Here is a 23,842-nt window from a genome sequence, read left to right on the forward strand (position 1 = left end):
GTCTTTAAGTCTATTATCTATCCGTCTATTTTCTATTTGTCTATTAAAGTAGTTCAAAAATAGAAGCCGCACCTTGTCCTGTTCCCACGCACATAGAAACCATTCCGTACTTGTTGCCACGTTTTCTCATTTCGTCAAGAAGCTGAACCGTAAGTTTTGTTCCTGTACATCCAAGTGGGTGACCAAGAGCGATAGCTCCTCCGTTTACGTTTAAGATGTCAGGATTTAGTCCTAATTCTTTTTTGATTGCAACAGATTGAGAGGCGAAAGCTTCATTAAGCTCGATCAAGTCGATGTCTTTTAATTCTAAACCAGCTTGTTTCAATGCTTTAGGAATCGCATAAATTGGTCCCATACCCATGATTCTTGGCTCCAATCCGGCTGCCGCATAAGCCACTAATCTTGCTTCAGGCTCCAGTCCTAATTCTTTTACCATTTCCTCACTCATTACCATTACGAAAGCAGCTCCGTCACTCATCTGAGAAGAGTTTCCCGCAGTTACGCTTCCTCCGTTGGCAAATACAGGTCTTAGTTTTGCTAATCCAGCTAAAGATGTATCTGCTCTAGGTCCTTCATCTACAGAGAAATCAAACTTTTTAGTCTGCAGTTTCTGGTTTTCGTCCAGGAAATTATATTCTACAGGAATCGGGACAATCTGGTTGGCAAATTTTCCTTCCTGATTGGCTTTTAAAGCTTTCATATGAGATTCAAAAGCAAACTGATCCTGTTCTTCTCTTGTAATATTATATTGCTTGGCTACTTCTTCCGCTGTGTAACCCATTCCCCAGTAATAATCAGGGTTTGTTTTTGCGATATCCGTTTCCGGAACCGGCTTATAACCTCCCATTGGAATATATGACATTGATTCTGTACCACCAGCGATGATACAATCTGCCATACCTGCCTGAATTTTTGCAGAAGCAATAGCGATCGCCTCACTTCCTGATGCACAGTATCTGTTCACGGTTACTCCAGGAACTTTATCAGTATTTAATCCCATCAAAGAGATCAGACGTGCAACGTTCAACCCCTGTTCAGCTTCCGGCATTGCATTTCCTACGATAAGGTCATCAATTCTGTTTTTATCTAATTGTGGTAGTTCAGCCATTAATTTTTCAATAACGGTAGCCGCCATCACATCAGGTCTTGTAAATCTTAAACTTCCTTTTGGAGCTTTTCCAACGGCTGTTCTGAAACCTTTTACTATGTATGCTGTTTTCATTTTTTTTGTTTAATTAAATTGTTTTAAGAATTTTTTGCCTCGTAGAGGTCAACTGTTCATAGATATTTGTTTATGCTTTTTGTGGAGCTCCGTAGGAGCGACCTGTTAATCATTAATCCATTCAAATAAATATTTTGGATCATATTCTATCTCAAATTTTGACATAAAATCCAGATACTCTTCTCTAAAAGTTTTCTTTTTATGATGTTCTTCCTGATTTAAAATATATTTTACAACAGAATCAACACTGCTTTTAGAATGAGAAAAAGCTCCATACCCTTCCTGCCAGTTGAATCTTCCATTGATCCATCCTTTTTCGTTGATGAATTTTGAAGAACCCGCCTTAATATCTCTTACTACATCTGAAACCGAATGTGTCGGATTCATACTTATAAGAATATGGACATGGTCCGGCATTGCAAAAACTGCGAATAATTTTTGATTTCTATTGGAAACAATACCTGTTATAAACCGATGTAATTCTTCTCTGTTTTCTTTTGAAATCAGATTTTGTCTTCCTTTTACAGCGAAAACAATTTGAATATAAATCTGAGTGTAGGTATTTGCCATACATTAAAGGGCCGCCTCTACGAGGCTCTCCAATTTTAAATTATTCATGCTATTAACAGTTCGCTCCTACGGAGCTTCCCGTTAGTTTCTCAAAGGCTTCCCATTTTGTAACATGTACTGAATTCTCTCTAAAGTTTTTCTTTCACCACAAAGCTGAAGGAAGGTTTCTCTTTCAAGGTTCAGTAAATATTGTTCTGTTACCACTGTTGGTTCCGATAGATTTCCACCTACCATTACGTTGGCCAGTTTATCTGCAATTTTCTTATCGTGAGCAGAGATGAAGTTTCCGGTTAACATCTGGTCTGTTCCTACGTAGAACATTCCTAATGCATCTTTACCAAGAACTTTTACTTTTTGTTCGATAGGTTGAGTATATCCTTGTTCTGCTAATAGTTTTGCTACCTTTTTAGCTTCGGCTATCTGTCTGTTTTTGCTTACGGAAACGATGTCTTTTCCTTTTTCAAGGATTCCCATATCGTAAGCTTCACAAGCAGAAGTAGCTACCTTACCCATGGCGATATTCATGAAAGCATCACGAAGTCTGTTATTTTTAACATCATCATTGTGGAATTCTCTGGAAGTTCTTAAAGTCAATTCTTTAGTACCACCACCGCCAGGAATTACCCCAACTCCGGTTTCTACAAGTCCGATATACGTTTCTGCGGCTGCAACTACCCGGTCTGCATGCATAGTCATTTCGCATCCTCCACCCAAAGTCATTCCGTGAGGAGCAACTACAACTGGAATAGAGGAGTAGCGTACTCTCATCATTGATTTCTGGAAGTAAGCGATAGCCATATTCAAGTCATCCCAATCCTGCTCAATAGCCATCATCAGGATCATGGCAAGGTTAGCACCTACAGAAAAATTAGTTCCCTGGTTTCCTACAACCAATCCCTCATATTCTTTTTCAGCCAAATCAATGGCTCTGTTTAATCCATCAAGAACTTCACCTCCAAGAGAGTTCATTTTTGAACGGATCTCAAAGTTGATAATTCCATCTCCTAAATCTTCAATCGCTGCGCCGGAATTACTCCAAAGCGTTTTATTTTTTCTGATATTGTCTAAGATGATGAATGCATCCTGACCCGGGATTTTGTTATATTCTCCTGAATTTTTATCAACATAGATACTTTGTCCTTCATCATTTACTTTATAGAAGGTTTCTACGTTTTTCACCCAATCTGAAACTTCGTATCCTGCATCTTTTGCCAGTTCAATACCTTTCTGAACACCTACAGCATCCCAGATTTCAAACGGTCCGTTTTCCCATCCGAAGCCAGCTCTCATAGCATCGTCAATTTTGTAAACTTCGTCAGAGATTTCAGGAACTTTGTGCGAAACATAAGCGAATAATGCTCCTAAAGACTTTCTGTACAATTCACCCGCTTTATCTTTACCGCCGATCAATACTTTGAATCTGTCGATTGGTTTGTCAATAGATTTGGTTAATTCTAATGTCGGGAATGATGATTTTCCCTGAAGTTCATATTCTAAAGTATCAAGGTTTAATCCGTGAATTTCAGATTTTCCTTCTGCATTTTTCACTTTTTTATAGAAACCTTGTTCTGTTTTTGAACCTAACCATTTATTATCCATCATTTTCTGGATATAAGGAGGAAGGGCAAATACATCATTGAAGTCATTGGCTTCTGCACCGCTTTGGCGAACACCGTTGGCTACCATTACCAAAGTGTCAAGACCTACAACGTCAGCTGTTCTGAACGTAGCAGATTTTGGACGTCCGATGACAGGACCTGTTAATTTATCAACATCAGAAACAGTAAGTCCTAATTTCTGTACATTGTGAAGAAGATCCATCATAGAGAATACTCCGATTCTGTTGGCGATGAAAGCTGGTGTATCTTTAGCTAAAACGGTCGTTTTACCTAAGAACTTCGCTCCATAATTCATATAGAAATCTATAATTTCAGGAGCTGTATCATTAGTAGGGATAATCTCTAGAAGAGGAAGGTATCTTACGGGGTTGAAGAAGTGTGTTCCGGCAAAGTATTTTTTAAAATCCTCGCTTCTTCCTTCTGTAAGGAAATGAATAGGAATACCTGATGTATTGGAAGAAATTAATGTTCCCGGTTTTCTGAACTGCTCAATTTTTTCGTATACGGACTTCTTGATATCAAGCCTTTCTACTACTACTTCAATGATCCAGTCTGTATTTTTTATTTTCGGCAAATCATCATCGAAATTTCCGATTGTAATTCTGTCTGCAAACTTAGGTGAATAAAGAAGTGCAGGACTTGCTTTTTTAAGTTTTTCAAAGTTTTCGGAAGCAATTCTGTTTCTTACTACCTTGTCATCTTTGGTCAAACCTTTTTTCTGTTCAGCTTCAGTAAGTTCAAAAGGAACAATATCCAAAAGTGATACTTCAACGCCGATGTTGGCGAAGTGAGCAGCGATTCCGCTTCCCATAATTCCTGAACCAAGAACCGTTACATGTTTGATTCTTCTTTTCATATGTAAATTTTTATTTGTATAAGATGATATGAACCCGAAGGCTTCATCAAAATTTATTTTCTGTTATTTAATAATTCATTTGCTATTTTCATGATTTCACCCATCACATCTTTGAAAGCATCCAGTTTTTCCGGAGAAATTTTTTCCATAACCTTCTTGTTGAAATTTACAACGACCTCCTTAGACATATTCCTGGAGTTTAATCCTTTATCTGTAAGTTTGATGATCACCTCTCTTTTATCAGTAGTGGTCTTTTCCTTATAGATGTATCCGTTATCCTCAAGAAGTTTGATGATTCTCGTTAATGAAGTGGGTTCAATAGCCATCTTTGGACCGAGATTGGTACTTCGCGTCCCTTCTTTGGGATCAATTTTAAGAAGAGTGAGTGCCTGTACCGCTGTGGAATCATGTTCCTGGGCTAATTCTGTGTACATTTTAGAAACAGCCAACCAGGTCTGCTTTAAAATTAAATCTACGTTTTCTATTTTTTCCTTATTATTATCCATCATTTTTGCGCCAATGGTTTTATCCAAATTTAATAAATATTATGCATGCATAATATTTATTAACGTTAAATTTTGTTAATAGGCTGTAAATAAACGGATTAAATTATATGATTAGCATAATACTATGCATGCATAGTATATGGATAACTCAAAGAAAATCAAGTATTAATGAATGTTTGAGACTAAATTAATGATTTCTTCAAAAGATTCACATTGATAGGTGGAAGAATCGTTAGCAATTACCCAAAAAGAGTTTCGAAACTCGAAATTAAGGTCAGACAGGTCTTTTTGGAAGTTTTTTTGAAGCAGAGAATACAACATTTCCTTATGAAACTGCGGTGCCGAGATATAGGGCGGAATAAAAGTCTCATTGATCTGAAATAACGAAGCGTTGGTGAGTTCATCATGCTGTAGCAAAATGTCCTCAACAATCCCTGAATACAGGTGATTTTCCTTTACATACCATATTTTGTCTGCAAACTCTTTGGCCAGCCTCCAGTCGTGTGACGAAAACAGAATAAGCTTGTTCTGTTCCTTAGCTAGTTTTCTCAGGGTTTTAAGAATAATAATTTTGTTTTTCTCATCCAGATGGGTAGTAGGCTCATCCAGAATGATGATAGGTGAATTTTGAGTAATAGCACGCCCGATAAAGGCTTTTTGAAGGTTTCCGTCAGAAAGGTTTTTCAGTAGGGTATATCTGTACTGATTCAGATCCAGTTCTTCAATAATATGCGCAACTTCTTCGCGGTCTTCTTTTTTTAATTCAAAATAAAAAGGGTAGTAGATGTATTTTCCCAGGGAAATAAGATCTTCAACCGTATAATGTTGCGGAACAACCGACTTTGAAAAGACAATAGCAATATTCTCCGCGATTTCTTTTACCGAAAGATTTTTTACATTTTTTCCATTAATAGCAATTTCCCCATTCTGTAAAGGGAGCTGATGCAGAATAGATTTGATCAGTGTTGTTTTTCCCACACCGTTATTACCAATCAAAAGGCATACATCGCCAAGCTTCAAGTCCGCATTGGCATTGGAGATTAATGTGGTATTGTAACCGATATTTGCCTGTTTGATCTGTAGGTGCATGTTTTTGTTGGTTATACGCGAAGGTGTAAATTGTTTTACAAAAATAATGTTTTAAGGCGCAAGGAATTTGACTTTGTCAAATTTTTATCCCATTTATTTTATAAGTTGTTTACAATTCTTGTGACACCGTTTTTGAAAACATCAGCTTGAAAATTGAGAAGCATCCCTAATTTGCAGTTTGACATTTTTAAATAGGTTAATAGCTGAGCTTTATGAGCGGGGCTAATATAATCAACGGTTTTTATTTCTAAAATCACTTTGTTTTCAATCATCAGGTCGAGTTTAAATGCGTTCTCTATTTTCAAATCTTCATAAATGATAGGAAGTAATTTTTGTTTTCTACTAAAAATCCTGCTTTTGTCAATTCGTAGAACATACATTCTTCATATACATGTTCAAAAAGCCCTGCTCCAAGTTTTTTATGAATCTTTAAACCTGTTTCAAAAACTACTTTTGATAATTCATTTTCTGTCATTGGTGTTGTTTTGTTGGACTTAAATATATGAATAGTTGTTTAATAATTACAAAGACTGTTACTAATGATTTTGGAACATAGTATGTCTATTGATGCGAAATGTTGGGTAAACGCGAAGGCGCAAAGGCTTTTAATATTTTGTGTAATATTTTAAGGCGCGAGAAAATCGAAAATTTTCGGCAAGGGATTGAAGATGTTTTTTGTTTAGAATATTTAAAATATGCGGTTTTCAATTTTATCAGAGATAAAATCTTTGCGTCCTAAAAATATATAGGTTTAAAAGTTTCTTGCGTCTTTGCGTTTTCCAACAAAAATTAAACTTTATTCTGTTTCAGAAGCATCACCAGAATCACAGGAATTCCAAATACGGAACTTACATTCAGAGGAACCTGTGTTTTTCCGTAATTACCGAGAAGAATAATATGATCAGAATTTCCAGGAACATAGTAAGAATCTACTGCTTTCATAGTGGAGCTTAAATATATGAATAGTTGCTTAATAATTATAAAGACTGTTACTAATGATTTTGGAACATAGTATGTCTATTGATGCGAAATGTTGGGTAAATGCGAAGGCGCAAAGGCTTTTAATATTTTGTGTAATATTTTAAGGCGCGAGAAAATCGAAGATTTTCGGCAAGGGATTGGGGATGTTTTTTGTTTAGAATATTTAAAATATGCGGTTTTCAATTTTATCGGAGATAAAATCTTTGAGTCCTAAAAATATATAGGTTTTAAAAGTTTCTTGCGTCTTTGCGTTTTCCAACAAAAATTAAACTTTATTCTGTTTCAGAAGCATCACCAGAATCACAGGAATTCCAAATACAGAACTTATTACATTCAGAGGAACCTGTGTTTTTCCGTAATTACCGAGAAGAATAATATGATCAGAATTTCCAGGAACATAGTAAGAATCTACTGCTTTCATAGTGGAGCTTAAATATATGAATAGTTGCTTAATAATTACAAAGACTGTTACTAATGATTTTGGAACATAGTATGTCTATTGATGCGAAATGTTGGGTAAACGCGAAGGCGCAAAGGCTTTTAATATTTTGTGTAATATTTTAAGGCGCGAGAAAATCGAAGATTTTCGGCAAGGGATTGGGGATGTTTTTTGTTTAGAATATTTAAAATATGCGGTTTTCAATTTTATCGGAGATAAAATCTTTGCGTCCTAAAAATATATAGGTTTTAAAAGTTTCTTGCGTCTTTGCGTTTTCCAACAAAAATTAAACTTTATTCTGTTTCAAAAGCATCATCAGAATCACAGGAATTCCAAATACAGAACTTATTACATTCAGAGGAATCTGTGTTTTTTCTGCAATAACTGAGAAAAGCAACATGATCAGCATTCCCAGAAACATATTAAGAATCCATTGCTGCCATAATTTTGAAGGATTATAAACGAGTCTGCAGAAGTGAGGAACAATAATTCCGATAAAGAGAATAGGTCCTAAAAATGCCGTAACAGAAGCTGATAGGAGAGAAGATGCAACGATGATTAAAAGCTTCAGCTGTTTCAGGTTTACTCCTAAACTTTGTGCATAGGAATTGCCCAGAGAATTTCCAATGAGTGGCTTTATCGCTTTGAAACAGATAAATATTCCCACTAAAACTAAAATAAATAATACATAAATCTGGTTTCTCGTTACCATATTATTCGCTCCGAAAGACCATAAAATATAGTTTTTCAGACTTTGATTTTCCGCATAAAACTGAAGAAGGGAAACTATTGCTCCCGCAAAAGCAGATACCAGAAACCCGAAAATAATAAGGTACGATTTGTCCTGAAATCTGTTAGACATCGACAGTAGGATGAACATTAACAGTAAACTGCCCCCAATAGCCGATAAACTGAGAAAACTATTCTGTAAAAATTCAGGCAATAAAATAGTATGGGAAAAGAAAATATAAAAGGCAACCGATAGACTTGCAACTGAAGTGATTCCCAATATATCAGGCCCAGCCAGAGGGTTTTGAAAATATTCCTGCATCAGAAAACCCGAAGTGGGAATTGAGATTCCGGCCAGCATCATTACCAAAACACGGTTGATACGGATCTCTGCAATTTGGCTATGAGCAGAATCCTGAAAGAAATCCTGGAAACTTAAACTTAAAAATCCTGTGTTCAGATTAATGACAGCACTTATAATGATGGCAATCACGAATAATAAACACAGGATTTTAAATCTTTTTGACATGATTCAGAAAGAGTTCAGTCTATTTTAAAAAAGAGTCAATTTTTGAATTCAATACATCTTCCGTCATCATTCCCAGGTATTCATCAGTTTTATCACCTTTTCTCATGAAAGTAAAAGGAATAGAACCTCCGTCCCATTGTTTGAAGTTGTTATGGAAGAAATTTTGATCTAATTTTTGTCCGTCCAGTAAGATAATGCTGCCTCCCAATTTATTTTCTGCGGCAAAATTTTTAACGGCATCGTTCCAATCTGCTTTATCATCAAGGTTGACGAAAGTGAATTTTACAGGTTTCCCTTTCAGTTCCTCCATTTTACTTTTAAAACTTGGAATCTCTCTGATACATGGGCCACACCAGGTTGCAAAAAAATTGGTTACATATAACGTATCATTATTTTTTGCCAGGTGCTGACTTACATTTTCAGGAGAAAGTTCTTTGGGAATAGCCGTACTTCCTTCAGATTCTGTAGTTTTAGATACAGAAAGAGAATCTGCAGCTGCTGTGTTTTCAGTTTTCTGACCTTCTTTTTTACAGCTGTACAGTGCAGTAAGAAGTAACGTGGATAAAATTATCTTCTTCATAAATTATTTTTTATCTATTTTTGAATTGAAGTTATGGAACAACAAATCTATAAAGGGAAACTGATACAGTTTCATCCGTTAAAAATAGCGAAAAAGGAAGAGCTGACCAAAAATACTTTTTCTCTGGAGTTTGATATTCCCGAGAATTTAAAGGAAAATTTCAGGTTTGAAGCCGGGCAGTTCGTCAGTATAAGATTTCAATCACATGGAAAAGAGGTTATTAATGATTACTCAATGACTTCGGCTCCCTATGAAGGTAAAATATGTCTGGGGATAAAAGTCAATTCCTTTGAAGGGGCCACTTCACAGTTATTTCAAAACTATAACGCTGGTGACGAACTATGGGTGAGTGAACCTGCAGGAAGATTTACGATCGTATCTAAACCTAGTGAATTCAGAACTATCGTAGCCTTTGCAGCCGGTATCGGGATCACACCGATTTTGAGCCATTTTAAAAATATTCTTCATACCGAACCCAGAACACGTTTGTTCTTATTTTTTGGAAATAAAAGTTCAGAAGACCTGGTCTATCGTGAGCAGCTGGATAATCTTGCCAGAACTTGTGGAGACAGGCTTCAGATATTTTACTTCTTTTCACAGGAAAAAACAGCAGACCAGTTTTTCTACGGAAGGTTGGATGAAAAGAAACTGAATCTTATCATCAATCAGATTCTTCATTTGGACGATACCGATGAAGAATCTACTATTTGGGATGCTGTAGACGAGGTATTGATTTGCGGAAAAGGAGAAATGATCAAGACATTGGCTAATGCCTGCTATCACCACGGAATTCCAAAAAAGAATATCCATTTTGAACTTTTTGAAGAATTTAATGATGATATTTATCCTGTTGAAAAAGAATTTCCTTTAATTGAAAATATTGAGGTAGAATTTACGATGCTGGGAAAAAAATATACAACCCAGCTTCCTGATAATAAGGACAAAATCCTTCAGCAGCTTCTGATGCAGAAATTTCCAGTACCTTATTCCTGCAAGTCCGGAATCTGTGGAAGTTGTGAATGTTCTTTGGAGGAAGGAGAAGTGGAACTGTTGGAAAATGAGTATCTTACCGAAAAAGAGGAAGAACAGGGACATATTTTAGCTTGTATGTCTATTGTGAAAAGTAAAAAAATAAAGCTTAACTTTGATCTTAGTTGAGAATTATTAGGAACATATTTAACCTTGGGTTTATATCACTGGAATTGGGAATTCTGATGATATGCTTCTGTAATGTGTGGGTTTTCGGACTTACCAACGGGAGAACCTATACCAAAATCTCAAAAATTCCGCCACGGGAAATTGCACTGGTTCTGGGAACATCTCCCAAAATGAGATCCGGAAAATCCAATCCTTATTTTACCAAAAGAATGGATGCAACAGCACTTCTTTACCATCATGGGAAAATCAAGAAAATTATAGTGAGCGGGGAGAAGAGTAAAGGCTATAATGAACCGGGTGCTATGAAAAACTATCTCATCAATCAGGAAGGAGTGCCTGAAGATATTATTGTTGAAGATCCGAAAGGATTCAATACCTATAAAAGTATTCTCCGTTGTAAAGACGTTTATAAGAAGAAAAATGTCATTATTGTATCTCAGGGGTATCACAACCTTAGGGCGTTGTTTTTTGCAAGAAATAATGATATGAATGCATTAGGATTTGATGCACAGGATGTCACCAAACCTGAAAGTTTCTACAGAAACCAGACGAGGGAAATCCTCGCCCGTGTGATTGCTGTAGTGTATTTTATTTTAGGCGTTTCTCCGGATTAGAAAGGATATCCGAACGCGATATTTACTGTTGGCTTGAATGGCTGGATGTTTTTAAATCTCCATCGGTCACCTTCAGGTTTATTGGGGTCATAGATCTTATACGCAAGGTCAATTCTCGCCGTAACGTAAGCGATGTTCAGCCTTAATCCAAATCCACTTCCGATACCTACCTGTTTCCAGAACTTACCGAATTTAAATTCATCTCCGTATCCATCATTATAATTACGAAGACTCCATGTATTTCCAATATCGGTAAATAGCGCTCCCTCATAGGTCTTATTGAATGGAATTCGATATTCAATATTAGTGGTAAGCTTTAAGTTGTCCGTCATATACGTACGCACTCTTTCGTCTACCTGAGAATCGGCAGGACCTAGCCCTCCAAATGCTACCCAAGCTCTGATATCATTGGAACCTCCGTTAAAATAAGACTTGATGATGGGCATATCCTGAGAGTTTCCGTAAGGTATTCCAACTCCGATAAACTGGCGCAGCACCAATGTCTGGTTCCCGTTAAACTTGAAATATTTTCTTGTATCAATATCAAATTTTACAAACTGTGCGTAAGGCAGTCCGAAAATAGTTCCTTGCGGGCCGGTAACAATACCTCCGCCGTTATCTTTTTTATTGAATATACTTAATATATTTCCCGCAAGCTCCACTTTTCCGTTAAAATAAAAGGCATTTGGATATTCTTTTTTTCCAATTTCACTGTAAACAAAATTGTAGATCATGGAAGAAATAAGGACATCCTGTGTCTGTCTGTCTTTGTTAACCAGTGTTCCGGTAAAGGCCGTTAAAAGATCTCTTCCCTGTTGATTAAGACTTCCGCGGTAAGCATCATTCTCGATGATCTTTTTGGAAACTTCATCTACACTGAGTTTTCCATCTCTGTAATCTTGTCCGGTTTGCGCAGTTTCCGGGTTAAACATAAAATAATTTCCGAAAACCTCGTCTTTGACCCTTCCATCATTCACAAAATAATCATAGTAAGCATCTTTATTTTTTGTCAGACTGACCTGAGTATTGAATAAAGTAAGCTTGTGATACACCTGATCATTAACACTTGCCTGATAATTCAGTCCGGTATTGAAAATCAGCCTTCCCAAACCGATATTGTTCTGTATCGATGCCCCCAGCAAAATAGATGATGTAGGCGTATATCGTTTTGGAATAAACTTATAATAATTAAAAGGAAGCAGTAGTCTTGGGAAATTCAGGGATGCCTGAGCCGAGATTTCGTAGGCAGCAACTCTTTTGCTGATATCTTTTGTACTTCTGATAGAACCAAATGTCCCTGAAAGGCTGGTAGAAAGGTTTTCCGCACCTCTGAAAACATTTCGGGTGGTAAGGTCAACAGAAGGGGAGATCCCCAGATTTAAGACCTGAGAATAATTGATATCTGTTCCCACTTTAAGTTCGTACTTCGGAAGTGGTTTCAGTACATACAAAACATCTACAATACTGTCGTTTGGCGATGTCATTCCGCCTTGTCTCAGTGAGTCTCTTGCTTTAACGATGCTAAAGTTATTCATCGATAAAAGATTTCTCTTGGTCACATCCAGTTTCGTCTGGTCAAAAACCTTTTTACTGTCCGGAATAATAGCTCTCCATACAGACGAAAGTTTGTATTTGTCATTCATCGTATGAAATCTTATTCTCCTTAAGCTGTCTTTTTTGGTATTTTTAGGATAATCACCGGGTTCATCCACAATAGCAACGTCAATATTTCCGAAAGTGGCTATCTTATAAGGAGTATCCAGAGAATCTTTATGAATTTCCAGCGTTAAAGGAACCTGTTTTCTGCTTTTAAGAGAATCTGCAACAAAATAAACTTCATCATTGGAAGCATTGAATCTGTAGAAACCAAACTCTCTCATCAGATCCGTAATTCTGGTAACCTCTCTTTCAAGAACGGTCTGGTCAAGAATCTGTCCCGATCTCACAAGGCTTCTGTTCAGATTATAGTTGTAATACCCTTTGATTCCCTGATCCGGAATATTGTAGAAATAATCCTTGATGCGTGTAGGATCATTATGCTTGATAGAATAATTAACAGATGCTTTTTTGGACGCGGAATCCAGCGTGTGTTTAAAGTTTACATCTGCATCCCAATATCCTCTGTAGGTAAGTCTTTTCTTGATAGATTCGGCACTTTTTTCACTTCTTGCCTGATCAAGAATTACCGGCGGTGTTCCCCAATTATGCAGTAAACGGTCGAAAAGAAGACTTTTTCCAACACTGCTTTTCATATTATATTTAAGGAATAAAGAATCTCTCAGTTTCTGATTTCTCATCTCACCGGGATACGTCATATATTCATTAAGTATGGTATCATATTTTGTATCCGCCATATTGTACAGAAGTAAACTTAATGGCATGAAAAGGAATTGCTTTTTGTTGGGTTTTTGCTGAATATAATCTTTCAGCTCTTCGTCGAAAAATTCTCTCTTATCCTCGAACTCTAAAGTGTTCTTGGTAAGCAGGTATTCACCATCAGGAACTTTTTTTGTTGTACTACAAGCATAAAGGAGACCAACAAATGTTGCAAATGAGATAATTTTATAATATTTTTGAGGAGAATTCTTATAATGCTTACAGCTCATACAATAAAAGTTTTACAATCTTTAGATAAAAAGAAGTTCAGACAAAAATACAATTTGTTTTTGGTTGAAGGTAATAAAATCATTTGTGAACTTTTTAATTCTAACTTTAAAGTTAAAGAAATATTGTCAACCGATCCACAAAAATTGGACCGTACTGATATCCCTGTTACCCATATCTCTGAAAATGAATTAAAAAAAATCAGTTTTCTTAAAACTCCAAAAGATTCCGTTGCGGTATGTTATCTTGCCGAGGAAGAGAAATGGGAGGATAAGAATATACAATTGGTTTTGGATGGGCTCCAGGATCCGGGAAATCTCGGAACTATTATACGTTTGGCAGACTGGTTCGGAATTGAACAGATTATCTGTAGTGAAGATACCGTAGATGTGTACAATCCGAAGGTGATTCAGGCAACCATGGGATCTTTTACCAGAGTAAATGTGGTATATACTGATCTTGTGGAATATCTTTCCAAGACGGATAATGTGAATATCGGAACGGATATGGAAGGAGAGAACATCTATACTTTTGAAAAACCGGAGAAGATCAATCTTATTTTAGGAAATGAAGGAAACGGGATGAGACCGGAAACAGAAAAGCTTTTACAAAAAAGTATCAGTATTCCGAGATTTGGAAAATCCCAGTCTACAGAAAGCCTGAATGTATCAATGGCAGCAGGAATTATTTTAGGGCAGTTATTTTCAAAATAGAAAATCAGAAACCAGAGGTTGGAAATTATTGTAAAATATTACTGAATAATATCCGGCGCCTGGTTTCTGATATCTTATTTCATATCAGTTGTTCCATACTTGAAACACTTTTGTTTTTCTGATAGACCTCCATCTTTTTTCTGACATATTTCAGCGCAATAGGAGCAAGGTAAATCAATGCCGCGCCAATCAGTTTTTTCTTCCAGTTGGAGCTTTTCATATTTTTTTTGGCGTAGTTTCCTACGATAGCAGTAACTCCCAGTTTAACAAGGCTATCTGTAATATTTCCTCCTTTGAAGGCAGAACTCGCAATTCCTACAGCTGTATTTTTGCTGATCAGAAGATCTTTTACCTCTGAAGTAAGCTGTTTGGCGATGACATCCTTTCTTAAAACTACTTTTTCATCACCGTCTTCATCAATCTTTTCCTGAAGGTACTGATCGCTTAAACCATTGGTAAAAGCACTTAGGCTTTCTTTAGTATTCTTGAAGGTCAGAAGATTTTCCAGATCACTTATTTCACCCTGAAGCAGTTTTTTCTTTCTTCTTAATTCTTCTATGCTCTCGTATTTTCTGCCCATAGTTTAATGATTTAAAAATTTAATAACCTGATCTGCAACAGTATTGACAATCTTAGTTTTGAATGCAACAACAAACGCCATTACCAGCGCATAAAATGCAGCAACAATTAAGAATCCATATGAGTAATTATCCAGCGCTTTTCCAATAAGGAAAGCAATTCCAAAATTGAAAAGGATAATAAAAAAAGCAAAAGCAACAAGCAGTACTACAAAGTAAGTAATGAGCCCGGCAGAAAGTGACGACTTTTCAGTCGCTTCAATTTTCAGAAGATCTATTCTCTTGGAGGCGTATTCTTTAATAGTTTCTATCATTGTTTTTTTTTAAAGTTACAAAAAAAGGAACTTTCGCACAAAAGTTCCTTTCCGTAATTTACTTAGAAAAGATAAATTACTTATTTTTTTAGATCATTAAGTTCTGCTTCTACATCTTTTGCCAAATCTGCAGTTTTAGAAACAATCTGATCTTTGTATTTATCATATCCGTCTTTCACAGTATGTGCTACGCTGTTAGCTGTTTCCTTGAAAGTAGAAGAAATATTGCTGTACTGGTCCTTTACCTTTTCAGAAACCTCTCCGTATTTATTTTTTGCCTGATCTTTAAGATCATTCGCTTTAGTTTTGATTTTTTTTCTGGTTTCCTTACCTTCTTCCGGTGCGTATAACATTCCTAAGATTACACCTGCCGCAGCACCTGCAAGAAGTCCTGCCAATATACCTGCTGTATTATTTCCTTTTCTAGACATTTTAAGTTTTTTAATAATTAATAATAGATTAGTTTTTACAGTAATAAAACTTGCAATTTGTATACCAAAGGAGGCCTGAAGCCTATTAAAAATTGTTAAATCTTTTCGATGTGAGATAAAATAAGCTGTATGGTTTCTTCTTTGGTCAGTTCTGAATTATCAATTACAATAGCGTCGTCAGCCTGCTTTAATGGGGCTATTTCACGCTCACTATCGATCTTGTCACGTTCTATCAGGTTTTGTTTTACCTGTTCTTTATCTGCTTCAATTCCCAGGCCTTTCAGTTCCAGAAATCTTCTGTTGGTCCTTTCGTCAATACTGGCAGTAAGAAAGAATTTATAGTCTGCATTTGGCAGAACTACTGTCCCAATGTCACGTCCGTCCATAATAACACCGCCTTTTTCTGCCAAAGTGCGCTGTGACTGCAGCAAAAAGTCTCGTACTTCTTTCTGTTTGGCAACAAGGCTTACGTTGTCTGATACGATATTAGTACGGATTTCCTTAGATATATCTGTATCATTCAGGAAAAGAATAAGAGTGCCGTTGTTGTTTTTAAATTCAAGGTTGATCTGATTAAAAGAAGAGAATAGGGTATTCAGATCAATTTCACCATTTTCATTCAGACAATGCTGTAAAGCATACCAGGTAACTCCTCTGTAAAGTGCTCCTGTATCCATATGAATAAGTCCCAGTTGATCAGCAATGATTTTGGAGATAGAACTTTTTCCGGTAGACGAGTACCCATCGATAGCAATTACAGGTTTTTTCATACTGCAAATTTCAAGATTTTTTTTAGAAAATCAAGAGGAAGTAAGAAATTTTCGGAATAATTAAGAAATTTCCTGCCGGGAAGATTATTCTCCTCTGTGGCTGGAAAGGTCCATAGAAATTCCTATCTGGTTGACATTTGAAGAGTTGTGATATCTTACATGGGCGTAATCAATGCGGAATCTGGAAACTTTAACTCCAAATCCTGCAGAAAGCCCTGAGAAGTTTCTTTGGTCTGCAACGGCCAGTTCATTTCCTCTTTTTACATTGTATCCCAGTCTTATATTGAAACTCTTTTCCGGAAATAATTCGGCTCCCAATGAAAAGTGATCAGCGATCTTTCTGCCGGTACCCACTTTTTGTCCGTCTAGATTCTCTTCTGAAGAAATATCAAACTTCTGAAGATCGTGTGCTGTAATCGTGATCGCAAGAGGGAAGTTCTTGATTGTTTTGGTGTATCCCAGATCTATTCTGAAAGGAAGATTTTCTCTTGTTCCATTGAAGGATTTCAGCTGAAACCCAAAATTTCTCATCACAAGAGATACTACTTCTTTATTCTTTTTATTATGATAGGTAATTCCCGCTGTTCCGGAGATGGCGGAAGAAGTGTAGTTATCAATTTTTGAAGTAATAAAATTAAGTCCTCCACCAATTGTCCAGTCTTCTTCAAACTGGTAGGCATAGCCTGCACCAATCGCTACATCTGAAGCTTTAAATTCTCCGTTTTCGAAACCGCTTTCGTCAGTCCTCGGAATACTTCCATAGCTCATATACCTTGCATTGATGGTAGCCATATGACCATTCTCAAAATCTTTGGCATAAGCAATAGTTCCGTATTTCGAATCGGCAAGGTAAGCCGTTGCGTTTACAGAAAGCTGTTTGTCAGAATCTTTATTTAACAGGGCAGGGTTTGCAATAGCAAAGGAAACATCATAATCTCTTACCGAAATTGCATCACCACCTAAGGCAGCTTGTCTGGCAGAAACAGGTACGTTTAAGAACGGATAAACATTTGTTCCTGTTTGTGCATAAGAAACAATTCCTGATAGAAATAATGAAAAAATGATAATTTTCTTCAATTCAATTTATAATTAATGCAAAAATAATCCTTTTTCGTACTTTTCAAAATATTTCTGACATTATTTCTATTTAAATATTTTTCTTTCATCAATATCTTTAATGATTATATTTGCAAAATCAAATTCTGGGGAAACCAGTACTAATAAAAAGTTATTAAAAATAAAAGATGAAATATAAAAGAATCCTTCTGAAACTAAGCGGTGAGGCCTTAATGGGAAACAGACAATACGGTATTGACAACGAAAGACTGCAGGAGTATGCAGCTGAGATCAAAAAAGTAGTTGAGAAAGGCTGTGAAGTAGCGATCGTAATCGGAGGAGGAAATATTTTCCGTGGTGTAGCAGGAGCGGCAAAAGGTATGGACAGAGTGCAGGGTGATTATATGGGAATGCTGGCCACTGTAATTAACGGAATGGCTTTACAGGGAGCATTGGAAGATGCAGGAATCAAAACAAGACTTCAGTCCGCTATCGAAATGGATAAAGTAGCTGAACCTTTCATCAAAAGAAGAGCGGTAAGACACCTTGAAAAAGGAAGAGTAGTGATCTTCGGAGCCGGAACAGGAAACCCTTATTTTACAACTGACACGGCTGCTACTTTAAGAGCGATCGAAATCGGAGCTGATGTGATCTTAAAAGGAACAAGAGTAGACGGAATCTACGACAGCGATCCTGAAAAAAATGCAGATGCTGTAAAATACAATTCATTATCTTTTGATGAAGTATTTGAGAAAAACCTTAAAGTAATGGACATGACTGCATTTACATTAAGCCACGAAAATAAATTGCCAATCATTGTATTCGATATGAATAAGAATGGGAATTTAGAAAAAATCGTAGACGGAGAAAGTGTAGGTACTTTGGTTGATTTATAATCAATATAAGCCCTAAAAAATATAAAAACACCTGTTACAGTAATTGTGACAGGTGTTTTCATTTTAACACTAATCTGAATTATTTATCCACACCAGCATTTTGTGTGACGTTTTCCTTTTCAACCAAAACATAACGGGAAGAAATCCACCCAATGATCTGATCGATTATTTTTAGAATCATCTCCAATTCGGTGACAGCAGTTACTCCCGGTACCAGCTTCACATCGGGTTTTGGTAATGGCTGTGTTAAAATAAGGCCGTTCACTTGTGGATTAGACCCTTCCGCAGGAATACCATTATACATCCCCACATGCTGTACTGATAGCTGAAGCATGTAGTCTTGCAAGGACTCTGGAGGTGTCTTGATGCTCACCGAGGAGGCGCTTGAGTGTTGGAGCTGACCTGAGAGCGATTGGTTCTGTATTCTTGTATAACTGGCTCCTGAATTTGAAGAATCAGCAATCGCCATCTTTTGTAAAGCGTTTAATAAGGCAGCCGTCATATAGGTAGGGGCCTGGCCATAAATAGTTGCTATTTTTCCCAGTTCCGATACCGGCCATGCATGAGGAACAACATCCAGATCATTCCAGTGCATAGTATTCCAGCTTTGATAAGTACCTGTCTGCTGCTGCCATCCCGGAGGCAATGGAGGGAATTTACTGTTGAACAGGTTGGCAAATGCTGCCTCTCCTGGCGTTGGTCCGGCAGTAGGATATACAAGTGTTACCCCGAAAGCATCCAGATCTTTATTCTCTTTCAGATAAAGGGCAAGGGTAGGAGATAATGCTCCAGCAAGACTGTGCCCACAAAATATAATGGCGGTACTTGGATCCGGATTTAAGCCTGCAAGAAACTGTTGCAGTGTGGTATTGGGTGAAGCAGCAGATGGAGGGCTTTCAAGTCCGAGAAGGATACTTATACCAGTAGCAGTTCCCTTTGAAATATAAGGATCAGTGCCATTATAAGCTGATGGAGCGAAATTGGAAGGGTTATAAGTGGTCCAGTTTACTACTTCTGCAACTGAGAAATCTTCTGTTTCCCAATCGTAAAGTGACGAAGGATTAGTGGCAGCAATAGCTACAACGTAGGTTGGTAATGTAGGACCTCCAGGAAATGCGACAGCATTAGACTTTACAACATATAATGCATTGTCTGCAACACCCGTAGGAACCCCCTTTTCATTTTTTTCTTCAATCAGGGCAGGGCCCCATACAAGATCCCAGTTTCCTAATTCCGATACGGCTGAAGGATTAGCTATGGAAGGTGTTTTCTGATCCATTATTTTAACCGGGGGAACATTGTTAAAATAATAGGATAAATCATACTGAAGCTGTTGCTGTAGTTGGATACCAAAACCGTTGTAGCCTCCGGCACGGTTGGCAAGACCTGCCATACCGAAAACTTGTTGATAGGCATCTAAAGATGGATTTGTCATGATGTGATGGGTTTAAATTAGTTTTAAATTTTTAATTAATAAGAAATGTCTTCTTCAAGACTTTCTGTTTATTATTGCATGTATTATATATAAATATACCTGCTCATGTACTGTTTAAAAGACATAGTAAAGGAAGTTAGAAAAAATCATATCACACTAAGTAGAAATAACCAAAATGTTCGGTAGGTATTTGTACCCGGAATTTTGCACTTCGAAATCTATTTTAGTCAAATCAGTGTTATTACTCCTTGCATTACCTTAACAATGAAGCTAGGTTATACGAGATGCTAATGGAAGTTAACTGAGCTCAACCGCTATATAGCCAAAAGGCCAAGATCAAGCATTTGGACAAGATGAAGGAGGAAATCAATTCTGAAAGGAAAAAAAAGCCAATGCAAATCTGGGAAATTAATTCTTGTTTTTTTGATAAAATACCCACAAAATGTATGGTATTTTGTAGATTTAATAATTTTTCTATCTTTGAGACTTAAACTAAACTAATAACTATGAAAAAATTACTTCTGCTAGCAAGCAGTGTGTTGCTATTTTCTTGTTCAACAAATGAAGAAATAGGAAATCAGGAAAAATCTACACTTTCTGAAGAGAAAATTCAAGCTTTTAAAAAAGGTTCCAAAGAAGGCTCATCTGGTGATCCTACTACTTTTAAGTGTGGTTCAACCAGTTTCATTAATCCTATCAACGTAAATCCGAACTATCCCTACATCAGTAATTACGAGGTACTGTACAAGGAAGGAACTCCAATGTGGGGAAGAAACCAGATATATCTTGATAAATTTGTTGCACAGGCTTTATTTCCGTCTATAAATGGTCCCTTTCCCTCTCTAGGTGCTCCAACAATCTACTATGGATATAATGCATACGGAGATTTCCTGAGCGATCCTACCCCTTATGATAATAATGCCGAGTATGGGTATGGGCAAGACGCGGATAATGCGTCATTCTATGGAGATATTTTTCCTTATAATGCACCAATGACTGATGATGCGGCTAATACTGTCTATCATCATTTTAAAACTTATATTGACCAATGGACCTCTCAAGGTAAGCATGTAGTAGCAGTACATATTTTCACTGAGAGCTATCTTTGTATACCTGCCGCAAAAGGCATAAGAATAAGATTGAAATTTAGTAATTAATTTTCTTCCTACTTTAATAGTAATAATAGCCTTCTCTTTGAGAGGGCTTTTGCTATAATTGTTTTAAACTAAAATTATGGAAGTTGAGCTTGAAATATTAAAAACCTCTGTACCTTTTGCAACTTTAGTCGGTGTGGGAGTTGATACACTTCTTAACTTCGGATTAGCAGGAAAGAAAGGTTAGAGATTATCTTTTAGTTATAAGGTAAAATCTTAAATCCACCATAAACACAAATCAGAAACAAGTAACGACTGGCAATAAAATAATTTTATATAGCGTCCTATTCAAAAAAATCAACGTTTTCACAAAATACAGAATGCAGTCTTACCAGAATATGGAAATAATCATTATTTTTGCAGCACTGAATAGTAAAAAATAATTTAAAATAGTAAGGAAACCTTGGTGTTTACGGTGTTTTTGGATTTAATTAGTTGATATTCAGTTGAATTAATAGATGTGTAATTTATCAAACTTTAATATAATAATGGAAGAATTAGATCTTATATTAGAATCTGTAAAACAAGACATGGATGCAGCTGTAAAGCACCTGGATCACGCATTTCAAAGAATTAGAGCAGGACGTGCTTCTACATCAATGGTTCAGGATGTAATGGTAGAATACTATGGAGCAATGACTCCTATCAACCAGGTTGCGAATGTTTCTGTTCCGGATGCAATGACAATCTCTATTCAACCTTGGGACAGAACAGCAATCAATGCGATTGAAAAAGCGATCATCAACTCAAACTTAGGTTTTGCACCTTCTAACAATGGGGAAAATATTATCCTTAATGTTCCGCCATTAACTGAGGAAAGAAGAAAAGAGCTTGCAAAACAGGCTAAAGTAGAAACTGAGAACACTAAAGTAACGGTAAGAAACGCAAGACAGGATGGTTTGAAAGAACTTAAAAAACTTGAGGGAGTTTCTGAAGATGTAGTAAAAGGAGTGGAAGAAGAAATCCAGACTTATACTGATAAATACGTTAAGCTTTGCGATGAGCATCTTAAGACAAAAGAGGCTGAAATTATGAAAGTATAATTTTTCAGCTTGTGAAAATACTAAAGAGGTTTCCGATGGGAGACCTCTTTTTTTATTATCTTGCAGCTATTATTTTAATTTTTTATAATGCAATGCATTCTTATTCCATACTATATTGTGAAGTATTTACGTTCATTCATTATATTTAATGAATTATTCCTGACGTTTAATTAAAAAACAGGAAACAGATACTATAATGATGACAAAGATAATCGGGGTAGGAAATTATATCCCATCGGAAACAATAACCAATTTATTTTTTGATAAACATATTTTTCTTAATGAAGAAGGAATTTTATTAAAGGAAAATAATGCTTCCATTACGGACAAGCTGAAAAAGATTACAGGTATTGAAGAAAGAAGATATGCAGACAGTACACAGGTTACTTCAGATCTGGGGCTTATTGCGGCGCGTTCAGCCATAGAAAATGCAGGAATTGATCCTGAAACATTAGACTATATCATATTCGCCCATAATTTTGGGGATGTCCGTTTTGGAACGGTTCAGTCTGATATGGTGCCCAGTCTTGCAGCCAGAGTGAAACACTTATTGGGAATCAGAAATAATTTTTGTGTTGGCTATGATGTTCTATTTGGATGTCCGGGATGGATTGAAGGAGTCATACAGGCTCATGCATTTATCAAGTCTGGTATAGCAAAACGATGCCTTGTTATTGGGGCAGAAACACTTTCCCGTGTGGTAGACATTCACGACAGAGACAGTATGATCTATGCGGATGGAGCAGGAGCGGCTGTGCTGGAAGTGAATTCAGATGATGATTCCGGGATCAGGTCTCATTTGTCAGCTTCTTATACCTTTGAGGAGAAAGATTATCTGTATTTTGGGAAATCTTACAACAATGAGAAATGCCCGGATACAAAATACATCAAAATGGATGGACGGAAAATTTATGAGTTTGCCTTAGTAAATGTTCCGGATGCAATGAAAAAATGTCTTGACAACAGTGGATATTCCATTGATCAGTTAAATAAAATTATCATTCATCAGGCCAATGAAAAAATGGATGAAGCTATCGTTAACAGGTTTTATCAGCTGTATGGAAAACCGGTTCCTGAAAATATAATGCCTATGGTCATTCATAAATTAGGAAATAGCAGTGTCGCTACAATTCCTTCTTTGCTGACTATGATTTTAAAGGATGAACTGGAACATCATAAAATCAAAAAGAATGATGTGGTTTTATTTGCATCAGTAGGCGCAGGAATGAACATTAATGCTTTTGTGTATAAGTTTTAAAATATAAAAGAGATTGGCTCAAAGGTCAATCTCTTTTGTTCTTATAAACATTGTATGTAGCCTTTTTGGTCCCTATGTTTTAATAAAGATTCATATCTCTTAAGTATTTCATCCACGCTGCACTGAATTTCTTTTCCTGGAATAGTATCAGGAGCTGTTTTTTCTTTCTGATCGGATTTTATACTGTATTTCTTTTCAAGACATTTCAGCGGCTGATTATTTTTAAGATAAATACGGGTTTCTGTAATATCATCTTTGGTAACTGGTTTCTCAGGAGTGCCACCATCAAAATTCCACACGGTCTCCTGTCTGAAAATAAAAAATGGTTTCCCATCTTTAATAAAATACTTTTCAGATCCGGAAAAATGACTGTGTTCTGCGTAAAAATGTTCTATTACTTTAATTTCATCCTTGTCAGAATAAAAAATAACTTCGCCTGAAGGTTCATCGTTACAATCATAATTGAATTTTGAAGAACTCAGCTTTTTAGTTTCCAGCTGAGCCTGAAGGGCAGCATATTCTTTTTTGATCTCATCAATAGGATCTTCTGCTGTACTGCTCTGCATTGAATCCTTTTTTACAATAAAACTATCCTTGGAAACAGATTGTTTATAGGAAGTTTTCTCTTTTTTATTTTTACAGGAAACAATAAGAAGCAGACCTGCTGCCAGAAATAGGTTTTTCATAGGATAGATACT

General features: G+C 36.4%; 24 protein-coding genes and 1 pseudogene. 7 read left to right on the forward strand and 18 right to left on the reverse strand.

What is annotated here, in order from left to right; all coding sequences use genetic code 11:
• Positions 1-43: 43 nt before the first annotated feature.
• The 10 genes and pseudogenes from FB551_RS04770 to FB551_RS04815 all read right to left on the reverse strand — a co-directional run bounded on the left by FB551_RS04770 (position 44) and on the right by FB551_RS04815 (position 9,120).
• On the reverse strand, positions 44-1,222 hold the full coding sequence (locus FB551_RS04770) for a thiolase family protein (protein WP_047431107.1): 1,179 nt from the start codon (positions 1,220-1,222) through the stop codon (positions 44-46).
• A 105-nt stretch (positions 1,223-1,327) separates the two neighbouring features.
• Entirely contained in the window at positions 1,328-1,792 is a 465-nt protein-coding gene (gene tnpA / locus FB551_RS04775) for an IS200/IS605 family transposase (RefSeq protein WP_047431104.1), read from the reverse strand.
• An 81-nt stretch (positions 1,793-1,873) separates the two neighbouring features.
• Positions 1,874-4,267 carry a 3-hydroxyacyl-CoA dehydrogenase/enoyl-CoA hydratase family protein gene (locus tag FB551_RS04780; RefSeq protein WP_142015544.1) on the reverse strand — a complete coding sequence of 798 codons (2,394 nt, stop codon included), beginning with the start codon at positions 4,265-4,267 and terminating at the stop codon, positions 1,874-1,876.
• A 53-nt stretch (positions 4,268-4,320) separates the two neighbouring features.
• Positions 4,321-4,773: a MarR family winged helix-turn-helix transcriptional regulator gene (locus FB551_RS04785; RefSeq protein WP_047433293.1), complete on the reverse strand. Its 453-nt coding sequence runs from the start codon at positions 4,771-4,773 to the stop codon at positions 4,321-4,323.
• A gap of 165 nt (positions 4,774-4,938) precedes the next feature.
• A complete protein-coding gene (locus FB551_RS04790) occupies positions 4,939-5,862 on the reverse strand; it encodes an ABC transporter ATP-binding protein (RefSeq protein WP_142015546.1) in 924 nt (307 codons plus the stop codon).
• A gap of 98 nt (positions 5,863-5,960) precedes the next feature.
• Positions 5,961-6,337, reverse strand: a pseudogene (locus FB551_RS04795) (GxxExxY protein).
• A gap of 314 nt (positions 6,338-6,651) precedes the next feature.
• Entirely contained in the window at positions 6,652-6,804 is a 153-nt protein-coding gene (locus FB551_RS04800) for a hypothetical protein (protein WP_185150201.1), read from the reverse strand.
• A 304-nt stretch (positions 6,805-7,108) separates the two neighbouring features.
• Positions 7,109-7,264, reverse strand: a complete 156-nt coding sequence (locus FB551_RS04805; RefSeq protein ID WP_226798621.1) for a hypothetical protein — start codon at positions 7,262-7,264, stop codon at positions 7,109-7,111.
• A gap of 304 nt (positions 7,265-7,568) precedes the next feature.
• Positions 7,569-8,540: a FecCD family ABC transporter permease gene (locus tag FB551_RS04810; RefSeq protein ID WP_185150202.1), complete on the reverse strand. Its 972-nt coding sequence runs from the start codon at positions 8,538-8,540 to the stop codon at positions 7,569-7,571.
• 19 nt (positions 8,541-8,559) lie between these two features.
• The gene (locus FB551_RS04815; RefSeq protein ID WP_047431092.1) at positions 8,560-9,120 is read right to left on the reverse strand and encodes a TlpA family protein disulfide reductase; all 561 of its coding nucleotides are present in this window, start codon (positions 9,118-9,120) and stop codon (positions 8,560-8,562) included.
• Positions 9,121-9,153: 33 nt separating this feature from the next.
• Here FB551_RS04815 and FB551_RS04820 point away from each other — a divergent pair, with 33 nt between their 5' ends.
• Together FB551_RS04820 and FB551_RS04825 are read left to right on the forward strand one after the other, a co-directional pair.
• Positions 9,154-10,278: a ferredoxin--NADP reductase gene (locus tag FB551_RS04820; RefSeq protein WP_142015552.1), complete on the forward strand. Its 1,125-nt coding sequence runs from the start codon at positions 9,154-9,156 to the stop codon at positions 10,276-10,278.
• Between the two features lie 56 nt (positions 10,279-10,334).
• Positions 10,335-10,892 (forward strand): SanA/YdcF family protein, encoded by a 558-nt coding sequence (locus FB551_RS04825; RefSeq protein ID WP_373427997.1) that lies wholly within the window; start codon positions 10,335-10,337, stop codon positions 10,890-10,892.
• On the opposite strand, the gene tamL is transcribed toward FB551_RS04825, so the two are convergent.
• Entirely contained in the window at positions 10,889-13,498 is a 2,610-nt protein-coding gene (gene tamL, locus FB551_RS04830) for a translocation and assembly module lipoprotein TamL (protein WP_047431089.1), read from the reverse strand. The two genes, FB551_RS04825 and tamL, sit on opposite strands and share 4 nt — an antisense overlap.
• Here tamL and FB551_RS04835 point away from each other — a divergent pair.
• On the forward strand, positions 13,484-14,209 hold the full coding sequence (locus FB551_RS04835) for a TrmH family RNA methyltransferase (RefSeq protein ID WP_142015555.1): 726 nt from the start codon (positions 13,484-13,486) through the stop codon (positions 14,207-14,209). The two genes, tamL and FB551_RS04835, sit on opposite strands and share 15 nt — an antisense overlap.
• Before the next feature lie 79 nt (positions 14,210-14,288).
• Here the strand turns inward: FB551_RS04835 and FB551_RS04840 are convergent, their stop codons facing one another.
• The 5 genes from FB551_RS04840 to porQ all read right to left on the reverse strand — a co-directional run bounded on the left by FB551_RS04840 (position 14,289) and on the right by porQ (position 17,379).
• Positions 14,289-14,789, reverse strand: a complete 501-nt coding sequence (locus FB551_RS04840; protein ID WP_047431086.1) for a hypothetical protein — start codon at positions 14,787-14,789, stop codon at positions 14,289-14,291.
• 3 nt (positions 14,790-14,792) lie between these two features.
• Positions 14,793-15,101, reverse strand: a complete 309-nt coding sequence (locus FB551_RS04845) for a phage holin family protein (RefSeq protein WP_034694332.1) — start codon at positions 15,099-15,101, stop codon at positions 14,793-14,795.
• 80 nt (positions 15,102-15,181) lie between these two features.
• Positions 15,182-15,532, reverse strand: a complete 351-nt coding sequence (locus FB551_RS04850; protein ID WP_047431084.1) for a YtxH domain-containing protein — start codon at positions 15,530-15,532, stop codon at positions 15,182-15,184.
• Between the two features lie 95 nt (positions 15,533-15,627).
• Complete coding sequence (cmk, locus tag FB551_RS04855) at positions 15,628-16,302, reverse strand: (d)CMP kinase (protein WP_047431083.1); 675 nt, start codon at positions 16,300-16,302, stop codon at positions 15,628-15,630.
• An 84-nt stretch (positions 16,303-16,386) separates the two neighbouring features.
• Positions 16,387-17,379, reverse strand: a complete 993-nt coding sequence (gene porQ / locus FB551_RS04860; RefSeq protein WP_047431081.1) for a type IX secretion system protein PorQ — start codon at positions 17,377-17,379, stop codon at positions 16,387-16,389.
• Between the two features lie 167 nt (positions 17,380-17,546).
• Between porQ and pyrH the strand changes: the two genes are divergently transcribed.
• Positions 17,547-18,254, forward strand: a complete 708-nt coding sequence (gene pyrH, locus FB551_RS04865) for a UMP kinase (protein WP_047431078.1) — start codon at positions 17,547-17,549, stop codon at positions 18,252-18,254.
• 79 nt (positions 18,255-18,333) lie between these two features.
• On the opposite strand, the gene FB551_RS04870 is transcribed toward pyrH, so the two are convergent.
• The gene (locus FB551_RS04870; RefSeq protein WP_142015558.1) at positions 18,334-19,689 is read right to left on the reverse strand and encodes a lipase family protein; all 1,356 of its coding nucleotides are present in this window, start codon (positions 19,687-19,689) and stop codon (positions 18,334-18,336) included.
• Between the two features lie 539 nt (positions 19,690-20,228).
• On the opposite strand from FB551_RS04870, the gene FB551_RS04875 reads away from it, so the two are divergent.
• The 3 genes from FB551_RS04875 (at position 20,229) to FB551_RS04885 (ending at position 23,144) form a co-directional block, all read left to right on the forward strand.
• Positions 20,229-20,846: a hypothetical protein gene (locus tag FB551_RS04875; RefSeq protein WP_167497821.1), complete on the forward strand. Its 618-nt coding sequence runs from the start codon at positions 20,229-20,231 to the stop codon at positions 20,844-20,846.
• A 485-nt stretch (positions 20,847-21,331) separates the two neighbouring features.
• Positions 21,332-21,886, forward strand: a complete 555-nt coding sequence (gene frr / locus FB551_RS04880; protein ID WP_047431073.1) for a ribosome recycling factor — start codon at positions 21,332-21,334, stop codon at positions 21,884-21,886.
• A gap of 196 nt (positions 21,887-22,082) precedes the next feature.
• Entirely contained in the window at positions 22,083-23,144 is a 1,062-nt protein-coding gene (locus tag FB551_RS04885; RefSeq protein WP_142015564.1) for a 3-oxoacyl-ACP synthase III family protein, read from the forward strand.
• Positions 23,145-23,185: 41 nt separating this feature from the next.
• Here FB551_RS04885 and FB551_RS04890 read toward each other — a convergent pair whose 3' ends face one another.
• The gene (locus FB551_RS04890; protein WP_142015567.1) at positions 23,186-23,830 is read right to left on the reverse strand and encodes a hypothetical protein; all 645 of its coding nucleotides are present in this window, start codon (positions 23,828-23,830) and stop codon (positions 23,186-23,188) included.
• Positions 23,831-23,842 lie beyond the last annotated feature (12 nt).

This window comes from Chryseobacterium aquifrigidense (genome assembly GCF_006716485.1).
In the GTDB taxonomy this organism is placed as follows: Bacteria; Bacteroidota; Bacteroidia; order Flavobacteriales; family Weeksellaceae; genus Chryseobacterium; species Chryseobacterium vietnamense.